The sequence below is a fragment of the Yoonia tamlensis genome (assembly GCF_900115105.1).
GTDB classification, from domain to species: domain Bacteria; phylum Pseudomonadota; class Alphaproteobacteria; order Rhodobacterales; family Rhodobacteraceae; genus Yoonia; species Yoonia tamlensis.
On the sequence record NZ_FOYP01000001.1, the window covers coordinates 1861794 to 1882759 of the forward strand.

18 protein-coding genes are annotated in these 20966 nt (G+C 56.8%); 10 read left to right on the forward strand and 8 right to left on the reverse strand.

The window, feature by feature from the left end:
• The first annotated feature begins 57 nt into the window (after positions 1-57).
• From BM320_RS09605 to BM320_RS09645, 9 genes are all read left to right on the forward strand, one after another.
• On the forward strand, positions 58-546 hold the full coding sequence (locus BM320_RS09605; protein ID WP_090199384.1) for a TRAP transporter small permease: 489 nt from the start codon (positions 58-60) through the stop codon (positions 544-546).
• Between the two features lies 1 nt (position 547).
• A complete protein-coding gene (locus BM320_RS09610; protein WP_090199386.1) occupies positions 548-1858 on the forward strand; it encodes a TRAP transporter large permease in 1311 nt (436 codons plus the stop codon).
• Between the two features lie 7 nt (positions 1859-1865).
• Positions 1866-3053, forward strand: coding sequence for an AGE family epimerase/isomerase (locus BM320_RS09615; protein ID WP_165615023.1), 1188 nt, complete (start codon positions 1866-1868; stop codon positions 3051-3053).
• A gap of 181 nt (positions 3054-3234) precedes the next feature.
• A complete protein-coding gene (locus BM320_RS09620; RefSeq protein WP_131802370.1) occupies positions 3235-4344 on the forward strand; it encodes a tetratricopeptide repeat protein in 1110 nt (369 codons plus the stop codon).
• Positions 4345-4572: 228 nt separating this feature from the next.
• Positions 4573-5586, forward strand: a complete 1014-nt coding sequence (locus BM320_RS09625; RefSeq protein WP_090199391.1) for a UDP-glucuronic acid decarboxylase family protein — start codon at positions 4573-4575, stop codon at positions 5584-5586.
• A gap of 8 nt (positions 5587-5594) precedes the next feature.
• Positions 5595-6584 (forward strand): UDP-glucose 4-epimerase GalE, encoded by a 990-nt coding sequence (gene galE, locus BM320_RS09630; protein ID WP_090200535.1) that lies wholly within the window; start codon positions 5595-5597, stop codon positions 6582-6584.
• Entirely contained in the window at positions 6571-8403 is a 1833-nt protein-coding gene (locus BM320_RS09635; RefSeq protein ID WP_090199393.1) for a glycosyltransferase, read from the forward strand. The genes galE and BM320_RS09635 overlap by 14 nt, the downstream gene beginning before the upstream one ends.
• Before the next feature lie 13 nt (positions 8404-8416).
• A complete protein-coding gene (locus tag BM320_RS09640; RefSeq protein WP_090199395.1) occupies positions 8417-9310 on the forward strand; it encodes a glycoside hydrolase family 26 protein in 894 nt (297 codons plus the stop codon).
• A gap of 141 nt (positions 9311-9451) precedes the next feature.
• Entirely contained in the window at positions 9452-9736 is a 285-nt protein-coding gene (locus tag BM320_RS09645; RefSeq protein ID WP_090199397.1) for a hypothetical protein, read from the forward strand.
• Here BM320_RS09645 and BM320_RS09650 read toward each other — a convergent pair.
• From BM320_RS09650 to BM320_RS09685, 8 genes are all read right to left on the reverse strand, one after another.
• A complete protein-coding gene (locus BM320_RS09650) occupies positions 9733-11637 on the reverse strand; it encodes a beta-galactosidase (RefSeq protein WP_090199399.1) in 1905 nt (634 codons plus the stop codon). The two genes, BM320_RS09645 and BM320_RS09650, sit on opposite strands and share 4 nt — an antisense overlap.
• Before the next feature lie 24 nt (positions 11638-11661).
• Positions 11662-12267, reverse strand: coding sequence for a 2-dehydro-3-deoxy-6-phosphogalactonate aldolase (locus BM320_RS09655; protein WP_090199401.1), 606 nt, complete (start codon positions 12265-12267; stop codon positions 11662-11664).
• A gap of 32 nt (positions 12268-12299) precedes the next feature.
• On the reverse strand, positions 12300-13070 hold the full coding sequence (locus BM320_RS09660) for an SDR family NAD(P)-dependent oxidoreductase (RefSeq protein ID WP_090199404.1): 771 nt from the start codon (positions 13068-13070) through the stop codon (positions 12300-12302).
• On the reverse strand, positions 13071-14780 hold the full coding sequence (locus tag BM320_RS09665; protein WP_090199406.1) for an IlvD/Edd family dehydratase: 1710 nt from the start codon (positions 14778-14780) through the stop codon (positions 13071-13073).
• The gene (locus BM320_RS09670) at positions 14777-16855 is read right to left on the reverse strand and encodes an alpha-galactosidase (RefSeq protein ID WP_090199408.1); all 2079 of its coding nucleotides are present in this window, start codon (positions 16853-16855) and stop codon (positions 14777-14779) included. The genes BM320_RS09665 and BM320_RS09670 overlap by 4 nt, the downstream gene beginning before the upstream one ends.
• Positions 16856-17704, reverse strand: coding sequence for a carbohydrate ABC transporter permease (locus BM320_RS09675; protein WP_090199411.1), 849 nt, complete (start codon positions 17702-17704; stop codon positions 16856-16858).
• Positions 17704-18633 carry a carbohydrate ABC transporter permease gene (locus tag BM320_RS09680; protein ID WP_090200537.1) on the reverse strand — a complete coding sequence of 310 codons (930 nt, stop codon included), beginning with the start codon at positions 18631-18633 and terminating at the stop codon, positions 17704-17706. Before BM320_RS09680 ends, BM320_RS09675 begins: the two co-directional genes overlap by 1 nt.
• Positions 18634-18744: 111 nt before the next feature.
• Complete coding sequence (locus BM320_RS09685) at positions 18745-20004, reverse strand: ABC transporter substrate-binding protein (RefSeq protein WP_165615024.1); 1260 nt, start codon at positions 20002-20004, stop codon at positions 18745-18747.
• 173 nt (positions 20005-20177) lie between these two features.
• Between BM320_RS09685 and BM320_RS09690 the strand changes: the two genes are divergently transcribed.
• Positions 20178-20960: an IclR family transcriptional regulator gene (locus BM320_RS09690; protein ID WP_090199413.1), complete on the forward strand. Its 783-nt coding sequence runs from the start codon at positions 20178-20180 to the stop codon at positions 20958-20960.
• The last annotated feature ends 6 nt before the right edge of the window (positions 20961-20966 follow it).

Here is a 20966-nt window from a genome sequence, read left to right on the forward strand (position 1 = left end):
CCTCGGGGGCGCCGATAGTTCATTTCGGGGACGAACCTTCGGGGACTGGAGACTATCATGTTTGGACGCTTTCTTGAACAATTGTGCAATTGCCTGAAGGTATTACTCGGGGCTCTGATTGCGCTTCTTGCGGTGCCCGTCGGCATGCAGGTCATCGCCCGCTACACAGGCATCATACCTGTCTATCTTTGGACCGAAGAGCTTGCAACGTTCCTGTTTGTCTGGGCCGTTATGATCGGCGCCATGATCGCCGTTTGGGAAAAGACGCATTTTGACGTGCGCGTTATTCCGGATGCGAAACACCCCCTTATGGTACTGCTCCAGGACGGATTTGTTCTGGTCATGATCCTCGGGTTTGCGGGTGTTTTTGCATGGTACGGCATTGAATACGCAAAATTCGGCTACATCCAGAACTCTGTCATGATGCGCGCGAATATGATGATCACCTATATTTCCGTGCCGATCGCAGGTGTGGTCTGGATCCTGTTCGCGGGCTACCGCCTCTATGAGGCCATCTCAACCTACAAAAACCGGGCGGTAAACTAATATGATTATTTCAACTGGTCTTGCCTGCGCGATCCTTGTCGGTTGCTTTATTCTTTTGGTTATCTTGCGCGTACCTGTCGCGTTTGCGCTTGCGATTTCGACCGTTCCAATCGTGGTGCTTGAACTGCGGCTGACCCCCTTCATCGTGCTGGACCGCATGTTCCAGTCCTACAATTCGTTTATCCTGTTGGCCGTGCCCTTTTTCTTGTTGGCGGCGAACCTGATGAACTCGGGCAAGGTGACAGACCGCCTGATTGATCTGGCGCGCGTCCTGACCGGCTGGATGCCGGGCGGTTTGGGCCATGTGAACGTTGCCGTTTCGATGCTGTTTGCGGGTATTTCAGGGTCCTCGACGGCGGATGCCGCCGGCTGCGGCAAAATCCTGATCCCTGCGATGCTCAAGGAAGGTTATGACCGCAAGTTCGCAATTGCGATCACCGCCTGTTCATCGGTTATGGGCGTCATTATCCCGCCATCCATTTTGATGATCGTCTGGGGCGGGGTTATGAAAACCTCTGTTGGTGCGTTGTTTCTTGCAGGTGCAATCCCGGGGATCATGATCGGCCTTGCGCTGATGGCAACGGTTTACGGCTACGCCAAGGTCTATGACTACCCGATCATCGGCAAACCGACGCTCAGCGAGATCTGGACTGCATTCAAAGGCGCGTTTCTTGCCATGCTGACTCCGATTTTTGTGATCGGCAGTATCGTTGCCGGTATCGTGACCCCGACAGAAAGCGCGATTATCGCGGCAGGGTATTCCTTGATCCTCGGGATGTTCGTCTACCGCACGGTAACGATCAAAGACCTCGGCCATATTTTCTATGACACCGGACGTTTTGCGTCGATTTCATTGTTCGCGATTGGTTCGGCCTCTGCATTCGGCTGGCTGCTGGCGTTCTATCATGTGCCGCAGCTTGTTGTTGACGCGATGACCAGCCTTGAGTTCGGGCCGTTCGGCACCGCCATGGTTATCGCCGGGCTGTTCTTGTTCTTTGGCCTGTTCATTGATGCGATCCCGACCATCATCATTTTGGGCACCGTATTGTTGCCAGTCGCACAAGCGGCCGACATCCATCCCATTGTCTTTGCGATCATCGGGATTGTGTCGCTTGCATTCGGTCTGGTGACACCGCCCTACGGGCTTTGTCTGCTGATATCCGCATCGATCGGTGGCATGAACGTTGCGCAGGTTATGCGCGAAGTCTGTATCATCTTGCTGCCGATGCTGGCGATCCTGCTGCTGATTATCATCTTCCCCGGCATCGCACTCTGGCTGCCAGAGCTGTTGATGCCCGATTCAGTCAAATAGGTGCGGCGTGTCCTATGATAACGGCGCGCAGCCGCGCGATGCATCCGACTGGTCCAACTGGTTCTGGAACGACTATTTTGGCGCGTGGCTGGCGCGCGTGCAGGATGGGCAGAACGGTGTCTTTGATGCGCTGAACGCGGATGGCACGGCGGATGTGACGGCGGGAAAATCAGTGTTGGCGCAGGCCCGCACGCTATTCACCTTGTCGCATGTCGCATTGCTATCCGGCGACACGGCGCATATTGACGCCGCGCGCCAACAAGCCGCATTCTTGCGCCACTATTGCAAGGCACCCGGGCTGTACCGCTGCAACGCAAACCGCGATGGCAGCCCGACGGGCAAGTCGGCCGATGAAATCGCGCGAAGCTACGACCAGACCTTTGTCATTTTGGGGCTGGTCACATGGCACAAGCTGGCCCCGTCCAACGAAGTCGCGGTACTGATCTCAGAATGCTGGAACGCGCTGCAAACCCATTTGCGTAACCCGCAAACGGGACTTTTGCGCAATGATGATTCCGCCGACATCAGCAACCCCGCGCAGAACCCGCATATGCATCTCTACGAGGCCTGCCTGCAAGCCTACCGCATGACCGGCGTAACAATCTGGCTAACACGCGCCGCCGATCTTCGGATGACCGGCCTCAAGCAGTTTATGGACCCGCAAAGCGGCAGCATCGCGGAATTTGTGACGCCATCATTGCAACCCTTGCCCGGGGACGCAGGCCAGCGCCGCGAGATTGGCCACCAATGCGAATGGGCGTGGCTATTGCTGGAAGAAGCCGCGCTTGCAAACAAGCCCGAACTGCGCAAAATCGCGGCACGGCTGTCGGATTTCGCGCAGGCGCACGGGTTTGCCACAAGGCCGCCACTTACTGGGGCGGCATTTGATGCGGTCTCCACGTCCGGCACTATTGTCGAACACAGCTTTCTGCTCTGGCCGCAAACCGAAGCAATCAAACTGCTTGCGCTACATCATCTGGCCGGTGATCCCAAAGCCGCAGATAAGGCGCGGGCGCTGCTTTGCCTTGTTTTCGAACGCTATTTTGCTGATCGCCCCTGCTATGTGAACCAGCTGGATACGCACGCCGATGTGATCTGGGATCAGGCCCTGACGCGGCTGATGTATCACTTTGTGCTCGCTATGACCGAAGGTGCAAAAGCAGGCTTGTGGCCTGATGTACCAAGCACCCGGTAAGCATTCACAGGCATCTGCAACCGCATGAATACGCGGAATTTTGCGGCCCTTTCCATGCAAATTATCCGGCGCTTGCACGGCGCATGGTTGTACGCCCGTTTGCAAATTTTCGAAAAATCGGGTATATTTTGCGGACTGGGTACTAGTGTTCATCGTTCTGAGTTCCGTGAAAGGATGCGAAATGTTTAACTTTCGTACGCGACTTCACCCTTGTTTTCTGCCACTTACGACCGCGAAAAGCACATTGGCGGTCCTCGCTTTTTGTGGCGCTGCGGCCCATGCGCAAACCGCCGATGCCCCCGATGTGGCACTCGCGCAGGGGCGCGCGCTTGTTTACGCGTCAAACACCGTAACACCCGCAACACGCGAAGGCTTGCAGTTGCTTGAATCCCAAGCCGAAGCCGGAAACACCGCCGCGATGATCGAATTGGGGGCGCTTTATCTTTACGGCACTATTCTTCCCCAAGACTGGCCGCGCGCGCTTGAATATTTCGAAGCCGCGGCCGAAGCCGGTGATCCCGACGGGATCTATCAATATGCAATGATGCTGATGTGGAGCGAACGCGCACCTGCCCGTGCCGAGGCCATGCTGCAACGCGCTGGCAATCTGGGCGCGACCAAGGCCTGGGTCACATTGGCCGAGGGCGCGATGTATGGATACTTGGGCGGCGGCAGCGTATCGCGCGCCAAATTCGCAGGTTATGCCGCACAGGCCCATGCCGCTGGCGAAGAACGCATTGCCGTGCTCGAAGCGACCCGCTTTATGTGGGGGATATCCGTGCGCGCCTCTGGGCCGCAAACGATTGCCGTGCTTGAACAGGCCGCAGATGCGGGCAATAGCGAAGCAGCCATGTTTCTGATCCGGCTTGTGCGGTCGGGCAATCGCTATAACATCCGGCGCGAGCCGGATCGGGCCAGCGCGTATCTGGAACAATATCGCGACCTGCTAAGTCAGGCGCAGATCTGGCAGTTACAAATTGCAATTGCGGCGCAGACTGCGCGCAGTGCGACGCAGATGGCCGACATCGTCGCAAGACTTGATGCGCAGCCGCAGCTTATCACCCAAGGCTTTGGCGCCGACCTGCTAACAGCCAATGAAAACGTTGCGATCTATGTGCTGCAAACGCGGCTTGCCGCGCAGGGCCATGCTGTTGGTCAGCTAGACGGGTTTGCCGGAAACCGCACGCTGCGCGCCATGAATGCCGCCTGTCGCGAGATTGCACCGCTTGCAGCATGCGCTGATTCCGTGATGCGCCCTGACCTTGTCGCCCTGCTGATCGAAAAGCTTTAAAAACAACAGTTTAGACGCGCAAATCCTCCTAGGATCGGCACCGCGAATTTATTGCAAATATGGCGTAAATTTGTCCTAATCTTGACAAAGATGCGATTCGAGCGCCATATTACTTCATTGTTTGAGTGAGTCGGCAAAGCGCCTACCAAGTATGTCAAGCGCGCTTTCCGGTATTAACTAGGTTGGCCAGTCTGTTTTTTGGCCGACACCTTTTTGGAGAGGTGTACCATGAAAGACCATGCTTTCGATGGCTTTTTGCCCCGTATAAATTCTAATCATCGCACAGTATTAATCGCAGGCGGCGCCGGCTTTTTGGGATCGCATTTGTGTGAATTCCATCTGCAACAGGGCCATTCTGTGATCTGTGTCGACAATTTCCAGACCGGCGCGATGGCGAATATCAGACCGTTTCTGGGGCGTCCGAATTTTTCCCTGATCAACCATGACATCACAACGCCGCTGCAGATCCTGCAGCCCGTTGACCAGATATTTAACATGGCCTGCGCGGCTTCGCCTCCGGGTTATCAAAAAAATCCGGTGCATACGATGCTAACCAACGTGATGGGGGCCAAACACCTGCTGGATTTGGCCCGCGACAAAGGTGCGCGCATTTTGCAATCCTCCACATCCGAGGTTTACGGCGACCCTGAAATCAAGGTTCAGGTTGAAACCTACCGCGGCAACGTAAACACCTGCGGCCCGCGCGCCTGCTATGACGAAGGCAAGCGCGCCGCCGAAGCGCTTTTTTGGGATTATCACCACAGTTTCGGCGTGCAGACCCGTGTTGCGCGGATTTTCAACACATACGGGCCGCGCATGCATCCCGATGACGGGCGCGTCGTGTCCAACTTTATCCGCCAAGCGCTTAAGGACGAGCCGCTCACTGTCTATGGTGACGGATCCCAAACGCGGTCGTTTTGCTTTGTGTCCGATTTGGTCGCAGGGCTGGTCAAGCTGATGAATTCCGAAGAAACAGAACCGGTAAACCTTGGGAATCCGACCGAAATTACCATGCTGGAGCTGGCAAATATCATCCGCCGCAAGACCAATTCGGAATCGAAAATTGTGCATTTGCGCTTGCCGACCGATGATCCCAAACAACGCCGTCCGGACATCTGCCGCGCGAAAACGCTGTTGGGCTGGCAGCCTGCTGTCGCCTTTGAAGATGGTCTTGCACAGATGATCGACTGGTACAGATCCGAACTTGACGGCGCCAGACTGGATGACGCTCTGGTGTCATAATGCAAAAACTGGGTACAGCGGTTTTGGTAACGGGTGGGGCCGGATTCATCGGGTCCCATGCGTGCAAAGCATTGGCAGCGCAGGGCTATCTGCCTGTTACAATTGACAATTTATCGACTGGCCACGCGGATGCAGTGCGCTATGGCCCTTTGGTGCGGGCCGATATTCGCGACAGCGATGCGGTAAATGCGACGATCCGGTCCTATGATATCGCCGCAATCATTCATTTTGCGGCATCGGCCTATGTCGGCGAAAGCGTGCAGGACCCGCTTGCCTATTATCGCAATAATATCGGCGGCATGACGGCGTTGTTGCAGGCGGCGCAAGGCGCTGGCATCAAGCGCATTGTTTTCTCCTCGAGCTGCGCGACCTACGGGGTGCCACGCGATTTTCCGATCACCGAAAATTACCCGCAGCGGCCGATCAACCCCTATGGGCGCACCAAACTGATCGGCGAGCAGATGCTTGCAGATATGGCTGTGGCGCACGGGATCACCTATGCGGCGCTGCGCTATTTCAACGCGGCGGGCGCGGATCCGGATGGGGTGCTCGGCGAACGCCATGCGCCTGAAACCCATCTGATTCCGCTTGCGCTTTTGGCGGCTGCGGGCAATGGCCCCGCGCTGACCGTCTTTGGCACCGATTACCCGACGCCCGACGGCACATGTGTACGCGACTACATTCACGTCGATGATCTTGCGCGCGCGCATGTGGCCGCCTTGGCGCATCTTCTTGCGGGTGGCGAAACGCTGCATCTGAATTTGGGCAGCGGCTTTGGCCTGTCGATCCGCGATGTCATCGCTGGGATCGAAGCCTTTACCGGCGCGCCGTTGCCCGTGTGTTATGGCCCGCGCCGCGCCGGTGATCCGCCAATCCTGACCGCAGATCCGGCCGCGGCCGCGCGTTTGTTGGGGTTCAAGACCCGCCTGTCCGATTTACCCACGTTGCTGGCGCATGCGGCGCCATGGTTTGGGGTGAAACAACATGAGAAAGCATAGGGCAAAACCGCTGTTCTTGGGTTCGCTGCATAGCCGCGCCGGCATGGTGGTTTATTGCGCGCTGGTCGCCGTCTGGCTGGGGGCTGTGCTGTTTTTCTGGGTTTGGTGGTTGCAGCCTGCGCATATGTTGCCAGGTCTGCGGTATTGGGTCGTCACCGCATTGCTGGGCTGGGTCAGCTTTTTGCAATTATATTTCGTCTTTTTCGCGCTGCGTGCTGTGCGCTCTGTCGCGCCCGACCCGACCCCTGGCGCGTGGCGCGTCGCGATGATCGTCACCAAAACCCCTTCCGAGCCGTTTTCGGTCCTGCAAGAAACGCTGCGCGCAATGCTGGCACAAGATTACCCGCATGACACATGGCTGGCCGATGAAAACCCGACAAAAGAAACCCGCGACTGGTGCGCGCAACATGGGGTCAAAATTTCAAGCCGCTATGGCGTTGCCGCCTATCATCAATCGCATTGGCCACGTCGTACCCGCTGCAAAGAAGGCAACCTTACCTATTTCTATGACCAATGGGGCTATACCAATTACGATATCGTCAGCCAGCTCGATGCCGACCATGTGCCGCAACCCGGCTATCTGCGCGAAATGGTCCGCCCCTTTATTGATCCCGCAGTGGGCTATGTCAGCGCGCCGTCGATTTGCGCTGCCAACCAGAACCGGCATTGGGCCGTCCGCACGCGGCTGCACACCGAAAGCGCGTTTCACGGGATTTTGCAGGCGGGCTATTGCAACGGGTTTGCGCCGATGTGCATCGGGTCACATTATGCGGTGCGCACCAAAGCGCTTAAGGCCGTTGGCGGGCTAGGGCCGGAACTGGCCGAAGACCATTCAACAACGATGATCCTTAACGCAGGCGGCTGGCGCGGTGTGCACGCAATCGACGCGATTGCTATCGGTGATGGTCCGGCCTCGATTGCCGATCTCGCAATTCAGGAATTCCAGTGGTCGCGCAGCCTTGTGACATTGTTACTGCAATATACGCCACGCTATCTGCGCGCGCTGCCGCTGCGGCTAAAGGTGCAGTTCCTGTTTTGCCAACTTCTTTACCCGATTTTTGCGGTGACATTTCTGGCTATGTATCTGCTGCCCGTTTTCGCGGTTGTGTTTGACATGCGCTATGCCGAGGTCACCTATCCGCAGTTCATCGCCCATGCGCTGCCGCAGATTGTCGTACTGCTGGTGATCTCTGCGCGGTTGCGCGCTGCAAAGGCGCTGCGCCCTGTCAACGCGCCAATTATAAGCTGGGCGCGGATGGTGTTTGTCATGCTGCAATGGCCTTGGGTGCTTTGGGGGTGCTTGGCTGCGCTGCGTGACACGATCACCGGCGAATTCGTCGATTTCCGGATCACCCCCAAAGGCGCCGGACAAAAGCAGCAGTTGCCGTTCAAGATATTGGGCGTTTATGCGGTGCTGGCGCTGGGGTGTATCCTGCCGGTGATGATCTTTGGCCAACTGGCACAGGCCCAAGGGTTCTATGTCCTGAGCCTGCTGTCGGGGCTGTTATATGGTTTGACACTTTTGACAATTATCGTTCGCCACTATGCCGAAGAAGGCTGGCAAATCGCAGCGCCGCGTATTCTGGTAGCACATGTCAGCACGATGGCAATGGTGACGGTGCTCTTTGGCGCCGCGCTGACAATGCGCTCGGCCGAAGGGGTCTATGCGCTCGCGATCGGGCTTGAACCGCTTGAGATCGTTGAGGTCAAGACCCGCATCGCAGGTGCGGGCAGCGACAGCCGCAAACCGTTTGAATATGCTTTTAATCTTAGTTTCACCCGCCCTGAAACCAACGGGTCACCTGACCCTCGCAATTGAAGGAATACGCATCATGCGACACGCACAGATGATCACATCCATCAAGACAACATTGGTTGCAGCGGCCTGCACATTGCCCACGCTTGCGCATGCCCTGCCGCCAGGCAATATGCCATATGGCGCATTTGATCCCGGTGGCGACTACCGCGATGAAACGGTCAATGTCATCGAACATATCTTCCTGCCATGGGAAGATGTCGCGCTCAGTTCTTTGACCGACGCCGATCTTTACGCGCTGGAACGCAACCGCGCGCTGATGATCACAATTGAACCATGGACATGGACCGTGGACGAACGCAACACGCCCGCGTTTTTGCGCAATGGTGTGCTTGATGGCTATTACGACGGCAATATGCGCACCGTCTGCCGCATTATCGGCGGCATGCAAAGCCCCGTCACCGTCCGGTGGGGCCATGAAATGGAGCGTAACGATGGCCAGTTCATCTGGGCCGGATGGGAACCGGCCGATTATATCAGGGCGTTCCGCCGGATGATTGATATCTGCCGCAGCGAAGCCCCCAATATCAACATCGTCTGGTCACCTGCCGGCGATGACGGGATGGAACGCTACTATCCGGGCGACGATTATGTCGACATTATCGGCGTCTCGATTTTTGGCTATGAACCTTGGGAGGTGGGGATTCTTGGCGGTCCGCGCAATTATCAGGATATTCTCGATGAAATTTATGAACGCGCATCCATTTATGGCCTGCCTGTAATGGTCGCCGAACTGGGGTATTCCGGTAGCGCCGGTTACGTTGACGCATGGGAAAACATCGTTCGGCAGCCGCAACCGGATAAGCCATTGTTATCAGCCGTGGTTTACTTTAACCAAGAAGAGGTACACCCTTGGCCAAACGGCTATGGCTACCCTGATTGGCGGCTGTCCGAGCGGGTTATCGAATAGAATAATCGTTTGTTCCCGACATGATTGTGATGGGCGGCCATTGTTTCGCCCATTTCCTGCTGCAATCCCTGCCTAATTTCGCTGCAAATGCCCAATACGAACCCGCTTGGAATAGAGCAGTACGTATAAGGGCACATTTACATGACAGCAGTTTCGCGCAAGTCCGCGCCACTTCTCGTAGCCGTTAGTATTGCAGGCCTTTTGCCCACAGCGTCTTTGGCAGATCACTCCACCACCACCACCACATCACATGCAGTTGCAGCAAACGGGTTTAACTGGCTCGCTAATGGTAGCAACGTCGAACGTGAACATGCCTTGGCAATCGCGCGCGAACGCCAGCAACTGGCCGCCGCACAAATGGGCGACGGCAGCTGGATCTGCAGCCCCGCAGGATTCGGGCAAAAATCCTACTGCGTCAGTAACTAAGCCCGCGTTTCACGCAAAACACCTGCCGCCGCAATTGTGCGCCCGTGGCAGGTGACCGCATCCGAATTGTAGTTGAACCAGAACCGTTCATTGCCCGTGTCGCGGATGCGAACTCCGTCGGGCAGATCAATCGTCGTGATCCCTGCCTGCACACAGGCGGCGCGCAGAAAATCCGCCATCGCCACGGGGTCAAGCCACCCGCCCAGATAGGTGTGCAACCCGTCGCGCATCGCAACCGATTCGCCATTTGCGGTCTGCAGAACGCTCTGCGCAGCCCCTGCCAATACATCGCGGTAGTTCACAATATTGCCGCCTGATGCCAGTGGGATCGGCATATCGGGGCGTAGGCTTTCGACTTCGGTAACAGTGACGTCAAGATTTGGGATCGCAGGCGGCAGCGGATTGGGAATACCCATTTCCGCATTGCGCGCACCCGTGCGCGGGCCGTAAATCACCTGCGCACCGCTATCGTTAAGCGCAGATTTCAAATCATCCGCCAGCATCATCATCCCCGGCACCAGCACCAGCCCGTAGCCCGCAAAATCGCGCGCCGTGGCGGGCAGAATATCCACCGAAAGCCCAAGCGCGCGCAGTCCGCGGTACATATCCAGAACCAGCCCGAAATAGCTAAGCCCTGCGCCATGCGGCTGCACGGCCCACGCAAAATCAGCGTCATAATCAAAGACAATCGCGACAGGCGCCTGCACCGGCACGACATCGGGCGCATCGGCCAGTTCAGCCGTGATTTGGGCCAGTTCGCCCATTACACCTGCATCAACGCTATCAGGGCGCAAAAGCCCCGCGTGCATCTGCTCTTGGGCCACGGGGGCCTGACGCCAGCGGAAATAGCAGACAGCCTCGGCCCCGTGGGCAAAGGCCTCCCATGACCAAAGCCGGACCATACCGGGCAGCGGCGCGGGGTTGTAAGGCGCCCAATTCACTGGGCCGGGTTGTTGCTCCATCACCCACCAGCGCCCTTTGCCGACCGCGCGGTAAAGATCGTGATGCAAGGCCTGAAAATCGGGATCGCCCTGACGGGCAAAGGCACGCTGACGCGCCGCATCCGCGCCAACACGGTCCTCAAGAAACCCGAGCGGATAACTGTCCCAGCACGCGATTTCCAGATCATCACCAACCGCAAAATGGTCAAAATCCGTGATCCGGCCCATGTAGTTATGCGCGATCGGCGCGTCGGTCTGCGCGCGGATCAGATCGACCTGCAACCGGTTGAACGCCACCACCTGATCCGAACTGAACCGCCGAAACGCAAGGCTATGCGCGGGGTTCGGTTCGGTCACGGTCAGATTGGGCAGGTCAACATCGTCAAAGCTGGGATAATCCATCGACCAGAACGTATTGCCCCAATCGGCGTTCAGCTGGTCAATGCTGCCATAGCGTTTTGCAAGCCATCCTTGGAACGCCACGCGCGCCGCATCGCTATAAGAAATCGTGGTATCGTGGCAGCCATATTCATTGTCGGTCTGCCACGCGGCCACATGCGGGTTCGGGCCATAGCGTTCAGCCATCAGACCCACAATCTTGGCGCATTCGACCTTGTAGGGTTCATGGCTAAAACAATAATGCCGCCGCGATCCGAATTTGCGCGGCCGTCCGTCGCGATCCACCGCCAGCATATCGGGATGGCGGGTCAGCATCCAGCGTGGTGGCGTGGCGGTGGGTGTGCCCAGCACGACCTTTAGCCCCGCGTCGCCCAGCGTTTGAATGGCGCGGTCCAGCCATGCCCAATCATATTTCTCAGGCTCGGGTTCAAGCTTTGCCCAAGAAAACTCGCCAATGCGCACCCATGTCAGACCGGCGGCAACCATCCGGCGCGCGTCCTCGGCCCAAATATCCGAAGGCCATTGTTCAGGGTAATAGCAGGTGCCAAGCGTGCGTTTCATGGGGTCTCACTTTGCAATAAAAACTTAGGCCGTGGCCTGATCATAGGCCGTAACAATCGCGCGGGCGCGGTCGCGGACATCTTGGGCGCTAAAGCCGGACTTATAGATGCCTGTGCCAATGCCAAAACCTGCAGCCCCTGCCGCAATCCAGTCGGCAAAGTTATCCGGCCCCGCCCCGCCAACCGCATAAACAGGCATATCTTTGGGCAGCACGGCCTTATATGCGGCAAGCCCGCTTGTGCCGATCACAGAGGACGGAAATATTTTCAACCCGTCTGCGCCTGCATGAATGGCGGCGAAGCATTCGGTTGGCGTTAAAACGCCGGGATAAGACAGCATCCCCGCCGTTTTGGTTGCTTTGATCACTTCGACATCCGCGTTGGGTGACACGATCAACGTACCACCTGCGGCCTGAACATTTGCGACGTCTTGCACCGTCAGCACCGTACCCGCGCCGATCACAACACCCGCAGGCGCAACTGCAACCATTGCGGCGATTGACGCAAACGGATCCGGCGAATTCAGCGGCACTTCGATATGGGTGATGCCTTCGGCCACCAGAACCGCGCAAATTTCCGCAGCTTCGGGCGGGGTGATCCCGCGCAAGATGGCAATGATATTTCTGCTCATAGTTTCAAACCCTTATGCATGGCCTGTGACACCTATCCGGTGGTCACAACGCCGCCATCAACAACCATCATCTGTCCGGTCATCATCCGGCTGGAGCGCGACGCCAAGAAAAGCACCGCATCAACGATATCTTGCGGGGCAAGTGTTTCTTTCAGGCATTGCCGTTCGACATGCGCGGCCAAGCCTTCGGGTGTGACCCACATTTCTTTTTGTTTCTCGGTCAGCACCCAACCCGGTGCCAGCGCGTTAAAGCGGATGTTATCGGGCCCGAATTCGCGCGCAAGCGACCGTGTCATGCCGTTGATCCCTGCGTTTGCAGTCGTATAGGACACAAAGCCCGCGCCGCCCATCATATAGGAAATCGAGCTCATGTTGATCACCGCACCGCCGCCCTGTGCGCGCATGCCCGCAATCACGGCCTGACTTGCGAAAAAATAGGGCTTGAGATTGATCGCCTGCGATTGATCCCAAAATTCTTCGGTTACATCTTCGGCCGCGTGGCGCGCATCATTGGCCGCATTATTGACCAGAACGCTGACCGGCCCATGGGTTTCGGCCGCCTGCGCGATACAGGTTTGCAGCGCGCCAATGTCAGAAATATCGCAGCGCATCGCATGCGGGCTACGGCCATGCTTTGCCTTCATTTCATCACAAAACGCGGTCGCATCACGGCGTTGTACAAAACTGACATCTGCGCCCTGCCCCATAAACCCGTCAGTCAAATGCGCACCAATGCCGCTGCCGCCGCCAGTGATAAAGACCGACTGCCCGTTCAGATCGGGAAAGATGGCACCTTTTGTCATTTAGTGGCTTTCGCGGGTGACAGGACGGGTGTCTTTGCCGACCAGAAAATCAAGATCAGCGCCTTTGTCGGCCTGCAAAACCGTATCGACATACATCTTGGCATAGCCGCGGGTGTAGTGTGGCGCATCCGGCTGCCATGCGGCACGGCGCTCAGCCAGAACCGCGTCTGATACCAACAGGTCAAGCGCACCTTTGCTCGCGGACAACCGGACACGGTCGCCGGTTTTGACCAGCGCCAGATTGCCGCCCGCGTTGGCTTCGGGGCTGACATGCAGCACCACCGTGCCAAATGCCGTGCCCGACATCCGCGCATCAGACACGCGCACCATATCGCGCACGCCTTCTTTGACCAGTTTTGCAGGGATCGGCATATTACCGACCTCTGGCATGCCAGGATAGCCCTTAGGCCCGCAACCCTTAAGCACAAGGATAGTGTCGGCAGTCACGGGCAGGTCTTCGCGGTCGATATTGGCTTTCATATCTTCGATGTTTTCAAAAACATAAGCCTCGCCCTCGTGCTCCAACAGCGCTTCGGTTGCAGCGGATGGTTTCACGATGGCCCCGTTTGGTGCCAGATTGCCACGCAAAACACGCAGGCCCGCCGCCGGTTTCAGCGGATTGTCAAAGGGTCGGATCACATCATCATTGTAGCATTCAGCGCCGTCGGCATAGGCCATAATATCGCCGCCCAGAACCGTTTTCGCGGGCCGCAATTTGTCTTTGAGTTCGGACAAAACAACTGGCATGCCGCCCGCATAGCAAAAATCTTCCATCAGGTATTTGCCCGATGGCATACAATTCACCAAGAGCGGAATGTCGGTGCCAATCTCAAAGTCGTCTAGAGATAGATCAATCCCAACACGCCCAGCAATCGCAAGTAGATGGATAACTGCGTTGGTCGACCCACCCACAGCCGCATTGGCCAAAATTGCGTTTTCAAACGCCGCGCGGGTCATGACTTGGGATAGTTTCAGGTCTTCTTCGACCATTTCCACGATCCGTTTTCCGGTCATATGCGACAGCGCCATGCGGCGCGCGTCAACGGCAGGAAGCGCCGCATTTGTGGGCAGTGACATGCCCATCGCCTCGACCACGCTGGCCATTGTGGATGCGGTGCCCATGGTCATGCAGACGCCCTTTGACCGACTCATGCCGGATTCCGCGTTCATGAAATCCTTGAGCGTCATATCGCCCGCGCGCACAGCTTCTGAGAATTTCCAGACATCCGTGCCCGATCCGATATCCTTGCCTTTGAACTTGCCGTTCAACATCGGGCCAGAACTGACAACGATCGTCGGCAGATCAACGGATGCAGCCCCCATCAATTGACCCGGCGTGGTTTTATCGCAACCGCCCAGCAGCACAACACCGTCAATCCCGTAGGCGCGAATGCTTTCTTCGACATCCATCGCCAGAAGATTGCGAAATAGCATTGCGGTCGGTTTCATCTGGGTTTCGCCCAACGACATGACAGGGAATTCAACGGGAAATCCGCCGGCTTCCCAGACGCCTCGTTTGACGCCCTCGGCCAGATCGCGCAGACCGGAATTGCAGGGGGTCAGTTCGGACCATGTGTTGCAAATCCCAATGATCGGACGCCCGTCAAACGCGTGATCAGGAAAGCCCTGATTTTTCATCCAGCTACGGTGGATAAACCCGTCGCGGTCCTGTTTGCCGTACCATGCGCGGTTGCGTTTTTCTTTGGTCATAGTCGTGTTCCTTCAACGACCCACATGCGCTCTGGGAACGACCAAGGAAGCGTGATGCCGTGGCGCATGAGATACGCACCTGACAGTTCCAAGGTTTGATCCTTAAGGGCTGTTGTTCCGCGTGAAAGGGTCGAGATTTCAGCACGGTTTTTCAGTGAAATACGGTAGAATGCTGCGGGGTCAAGCCCGGTTAACGGCAAGGGGCGCGGCGCGATTTGTCGCGACGTGGTCGATTTGCCTGCAAACACGACAAAGCGCGCGCCATCAGCGGCCAGTTGTTGTTCAGCCGTGACGGCGGGGTCCGCGCTATCAAGGCGCAAAATATCCGCGCGGCGCATCCAGTCACGGTTGTCTTTCCACCAGCTTGTAACCTGCGACAACACCGCAACTTCGCGGGCATCCAACTCGCGCGGGTCCATTTCAAACCCCATATGGCGCTGTGCCGCAACCCAAGCGCGAAACGTGATATCCAGCGTCCGGCCAGAGGTATGGCAAACGCGCGGGCCGACATGGCTGCCGGTCACCGCACTTGGCAAAAACAGCGCGGCGTCATGTTGAATGCGCAGCCGTTCAATCGCGTCATTGCTATCAGACAGCCAAACACGCTGGGTCCGGCTGAGAATGCCAAAATCAATCCGCCCCCCGCCCGATGCGCAGCTTTCAATCTCGACAGCGGGGAAATCAGCGCGCAACCGATCAATCAGCGCGTAGGTGCCATGCGTCTGTGCCGCATCCGGTGCGGGCAGCACCCGATTATGATCCCATTTGATATAGTCGACATCATTGCCCCGCAAAACTGTGGCAATATGATCATATAGATAGTCGCGCACAGCAGGCAGCGCCATATCAAGCACATTCTGCTGGCGCCCCAATATCTGGTCCACTGGCCCAAGAACCCAGTCAGGATTGGTGCGATAGACATCGCTATCTTTGTTCACCATTTCCGGTTCAAACCAGATCCCGAATGTCATCCCAAGGGAATGCACATGATCAATCAGCGGCGTTAGCCCGTCTGGGAATTTGCGCGGATCAATCACCCAATCGCCAAGGCTTGTGGTGTCATCATCGCGCTTACCGAACCAGCCGTCGTCCAGCACAAACCGTTCCGCTCCAAGGGCAGCGGCGCGTGCGGCGATGTCTTTCAGCTCGGGCAGGTCATGGTTGAAATAGACGGCTTCCCAACAATTGTAATGCACAGGGCGCGCAGTATCGGGCTTGGGCCAAGTCACGATCCGGTCGCGCAGGTGCCGCTGAAAACTGACGGCGCAGCCGTTTAATCCGGTATCTGAATAGGTCAGATAAAGCGGCGCGGTCCGGAAATGCCTGCCAGCCGCCATTTGCGTGCGGGTTGCATGACCAAACTGGACCTGACGGCGGCCGTCTTGCAGTTCTTCGGCGAACATCGTGTGCCCGCCTGACCAGCCATAGTGGAACGCGTGACATGCACCTTGCGTGTTTGTTGTGCCTGCACTCGGGATCAAGAGCCCCGGAAAATGTTCGTGCCCTGTACGCCCGGTGCGGTTTTCGCGCATGTGCACACCAGCGGTCCACGGTGTCCGGTTCAACTGAAATTCGTCGCACCAACGGCCAGAGACATCAATCATTTCAACCGCTTGCTGTGGCGCGGGTATAACGGGTGCTGCCAACCAGTGCAGCTGCACCGGACGGTCCGCGTCCAATGTCGTCTGGCACGTGATCACATGGGTCTGCGGGTCGGTGACGAAATGCACCGTCAGTTTCAGCCCGTTGGCGCTGTCTGTGCTGGTCAGCGTCAGCCCGTTTGATTGATCAACAACCGTATTGCCGAAAACTGGCAACACCGGCGCGCCCGTTTCATCGTTAAGGATCAACCCCGCCTGCCCCTGAAACGACCGCCCCGCTTCGGGGCAGATTGACAGATCGGGGTTCTGGTCCAGCATCCCGCCCGTGACATCAATCGCATGGGCTGCGCAAATCGCGGTCAGGTCTTCGGTCTCTGGCAGGGGCGCGCCCCAATAGACCACCTGCGGCAGGCCGCCACCAGCTACTGCCAGCACAAGGGTTTGCTGGCCATCATCAAGACGATAGGCGTCCATTTATTTTACCGCTCCAAGGGTGAGCCCTGCAATAAAGTGTTTTTGCATCAGGAAGAACATTGCGACAGGCGGCAGGGCCGCGACAATCGATCCCGCGCTCATCAGGTGATAGGCCGCGCGGAATTGCGAGTTGAATTCGGTGATCCCTGCGGTCACGGGCTGCGCACTCGGCCCTTGGGTCAGAACCACCGCCCAGAAGTAATCATTCCAGATAAAGGTAAAGATCAGCACGGCCAAAGCCGCCAGCGCGGGCTTCATCAATGGCAGCACAACGTACCAGAAAATACGCCATTCCGCGACGCCTTCGACACGGGCGGCTTCGATCAGCGGGAATGGCAGGGCGCGGATAAAGTTGCGCATAAACAGGGTACAAAACCCCGTTTGGAACGCGATATGGAACAGCACAAGCCCTTGAATACTATCATACATCCCCATGTTGATCGTCAGGTCACGCACAGGCACCATCAGGATCTGGAACGGCACAAAATTGCCCGCGATGAACATGAAAAAGATGAACAGATTGCCCTTGAATTTATAGATGCCCAGCGCAAAGCCCGCCATGCTGGACAGCGCAACCGCGCCCAGAACCGTCGGGATCGTGATGAACATCGAGTTCAACAAATAACGCGGCATATTGGATTCAAGGAAGACCTTACCGTAGTTGGTGAACCCTTCAAAACTGGACGGCCAGCCCCAATAATTGCCGTTGGCGAAATCTGCGGCGGGTTTGATCGAAAACATCGCCACGGCAATCAGTGGCAACAGCCACAGGATCAATGCAAACGGCAGTACCGCCTGATAGGTCAGCTGATAGCTGCGCGATTTCTTTGCAATAGGTGTCGGAAACATCAGCGTGCTCCTTTTTCGTCGCGCCACATGGAATACAAAAAGTATCCGATAAAGCCGAGCATGATAAAGAATAGAACCACCGCAATCGCCGAGCCATATCCCATGCGGAACCCGAATTCGGACAGGGATTCCTCGAACATATAGAACGACAGCACGCGGGTTGACCCGAACGGCCCGCCGTTGGTCATCACGCTGATCAGATCAAACGACCGCAGCGCACCGATGATGGTCACGACAAAGGCGATGAATGTCGCCGGTTTGAGTTGCGGCAGGATGATATACCACAGCATTTTATAGCCTTTCGCCCCGTCCAGACGCGCCGCTTCGACTTGTTCGGGGTCAACCGCGTTCAGCCCCGTCAGATACAAGATCATGCAATAGGCCGTCTGCGGCCATAGCCCCGCCGCGATAATCCCGTAAGTGGCGAGGGTCGGATCGCCAAGAATATTCACAGGACCGGCCCCGAACACGCCTAGAATCGCGTTCAACAGGCCTTCGCGTGGCAGGTAGAACCATGAAAACACAAGGCCGACAACGACCTGCGAAATCACAAAAGGAAAGAAGAACAGGGATTTATAAAGACGGATACCGCGCACCGTCTGGTTCAGCAGCAGCGCAATGAACAGCCCTGCGGGCACAGCCAAAAGATACAGCACCAACCATTTGAGATTGTTCCAGAACGATGTTTCAAACTTGCGGTCGATATTCTGATCACCGATGCCAAGTAGCCGTTCGTAGTTGGCGGTCCCGATATAGGTCTTTTCGCCCAACCCGTCCCATTGATGGAAACTGATCCAGAAACTTTGGCCGATGGGAATGATCACATAGACCGCAAAGAAAAGCATTGCGGGGAAAAGGAACAGCCAAGGTGTCAGCGCGATTTCATTGCGCTTGTACCAGCTTCGTGATGTGGGGGTCAGTGATGACATGTCATGGCCTTCCGCAGATTTAACACATGCGAAAACCATACAGCGGTTTGCGGATGGGTTAAGTTGGGGGCGCATCCCCCGTCCAGGACGGGAGATGCAAAGATTTATTGATTATTGGTAGATACGCTGACGCGCTTCTTCGAGACGTGCAAGGATGTCATCCAGATTGTCCGGGAACACCATGAATTCTTGCAGGCCTTCCATGCCAACGCTGGCCATTTCCGCAGGGAAATCACGGTCAAAGAACTGCGCGACGCCGCCCTTTGCGTTTGTGGACAGCATTGCAAAGCCCTGCTCGAGGAATTCATCCGCATCAACACCGGATTCCGCGTTGATTGGCAGTTGGCCAAGCGCATCACCAGAGTTGATTTCGGTCTGAACGTTGGCCGAAGTCACATACTGAAGGAAAGCACGTGCGTTTTCCTTGTTTTCCGCACCGGATGGGATGTGGAATGTGTCAGTCGGTGCATCTTCGCCCTGTGGGAAATCGCCGATCAGCGGGAACTGATAGAAATCGATTTGCTCGTCTGTCAGGCCTGCTTCACGCATCGCGGCAACCGCAAAGTTACCCATCAGATAAGATGTGGCTTCGCCGTCGATCATGAAGTTCAGGGCTTCTTGCCATGAATACGACTGGTGATCAGCAATAAAGCCGCCCATGTCGATCAGCTTGCGCCAGTTTGCAAATGTTTCGCGGACGCGTGGGTCTGTCCATTCAACTTCGCCACGGGCAAGCTGCATGTGGAAATCAAAGCCGTTGGTGCGCATGTTCATATAGTCGAACCAGCCACCAGCAGTCCAAAGGAACTTGGTCCCGATTGCGTAACACGCACGGCCTGAATCAACGATGACTTGGCAGTTCGCGATTTCTTCGTCGAATGTGACAGGCTCTGACAGGCCCAGTTCGTTAAAGATGTCTTCGCGGTAATACATGCCCCACTGATAGTAAGTATACGGAACACCGTATTGCTTGCCGTCAAGTGTCAGCGCGCCTTGCACGGCGTCCAGACCTGGCAGGTCGCCGTTCGCGTACATGTCAGAGATGTCTTCGAACAGGCCCGCATCAACGTATGGACCCATACGGTTGGCTGCGTACCAGTTCACAACGTCCGGCGGGTTTGCGCCCAGCGCGTTGCGGATCTGTGTTTTCCACGCTTCGCGGTCAACAACAGTCAGTTCGATGTTCAAATCTGGGTGCAGCTCTTGGAAACCCGCAACCAGACCTTCCATCACTGCGCGTGGCGCAGGGTTGGACATGTCGGATGTGATTTTCAGATCGCCGGTCAGTTGATGGCCTTCAGCGAATGCCGCTGTTGCTGCCATACCCAATGCGGCCACCGCCGCGCACGAGGTTTTCAAAATGGAATGCATGGTTTCCTCCCTAAGCTTCCGGTGCAATATTTTGTCTCACTATGTGAAACGACGTTTTGCATATTGATACTAAACCGCGACTCGGTTACCGTTGTCAACAGTTAGCAGTGGGTTTAGGTCAAAATCCGAACGTGCAGCTAGCAAGGGAGACGCGACAAATGGGGAGGGAAACCATGGGCGTTGTGACCGGTGACGGCACAGTCGGCAAAGCACTTACCGTGCTTGATCAGGTCGCGGGCATTGGCCGCCCTGTGCGCATGCGCGAATTGCTTGAAACTTCCGAATTCCCCAAACCCACGCTGCACCGTTTGCTGCAAACCCTGACCAACCAAGGCATGCTGACCTATGACCCCGATGCGCAGACCTATGCACCCGGCATCCGTCTGGTCCGGATGGCGCATATTGCATGGTCGCAAGCCTCGCTTGCGCCAATTGCGCGCCCGCATATTGATGCGCTTGCCGCCAACCTGCGCGAGGCGGTCCATGTGGCCCAAATCGACAACGGTCAGGTGGTGTTTGTCGACAAACGCCAAGCCAGCACAAAATTCTCGACCCTTGCCCAAGCAGGCCAGGTCGCCCCCGCCTATTGCACCGGCGTCGGCAAGGCGATCCTTGCGTTTTTGCCAAAGCCAGAGCTGAAACAGGCGCTTCAATTGCAAGCCTTCCACCGCTACACGCCTGCAACCCACACCAATGCAGAAACGCTAAAGGCCGAACTGGCAACCATCCGCAAAGACGGCATTGCCTATGACCGCGAAGAACATGCGCAGGGCATCATCAGCATTGCAGCCCCCATTCTGACCCCCGCGAACCGCGTTGTCGGGGCGATGTCGATCGCAACAGCCACCAACCGGCATTCACTCGACGGGCTAGAGGCATTCCGCCCTGCCTTGGTGGAATGCGCCCAGAAAATCGGGGCCGAGGCGCAGTCTTGGCAACCCCCATCACTTCCCTAGTTGAAA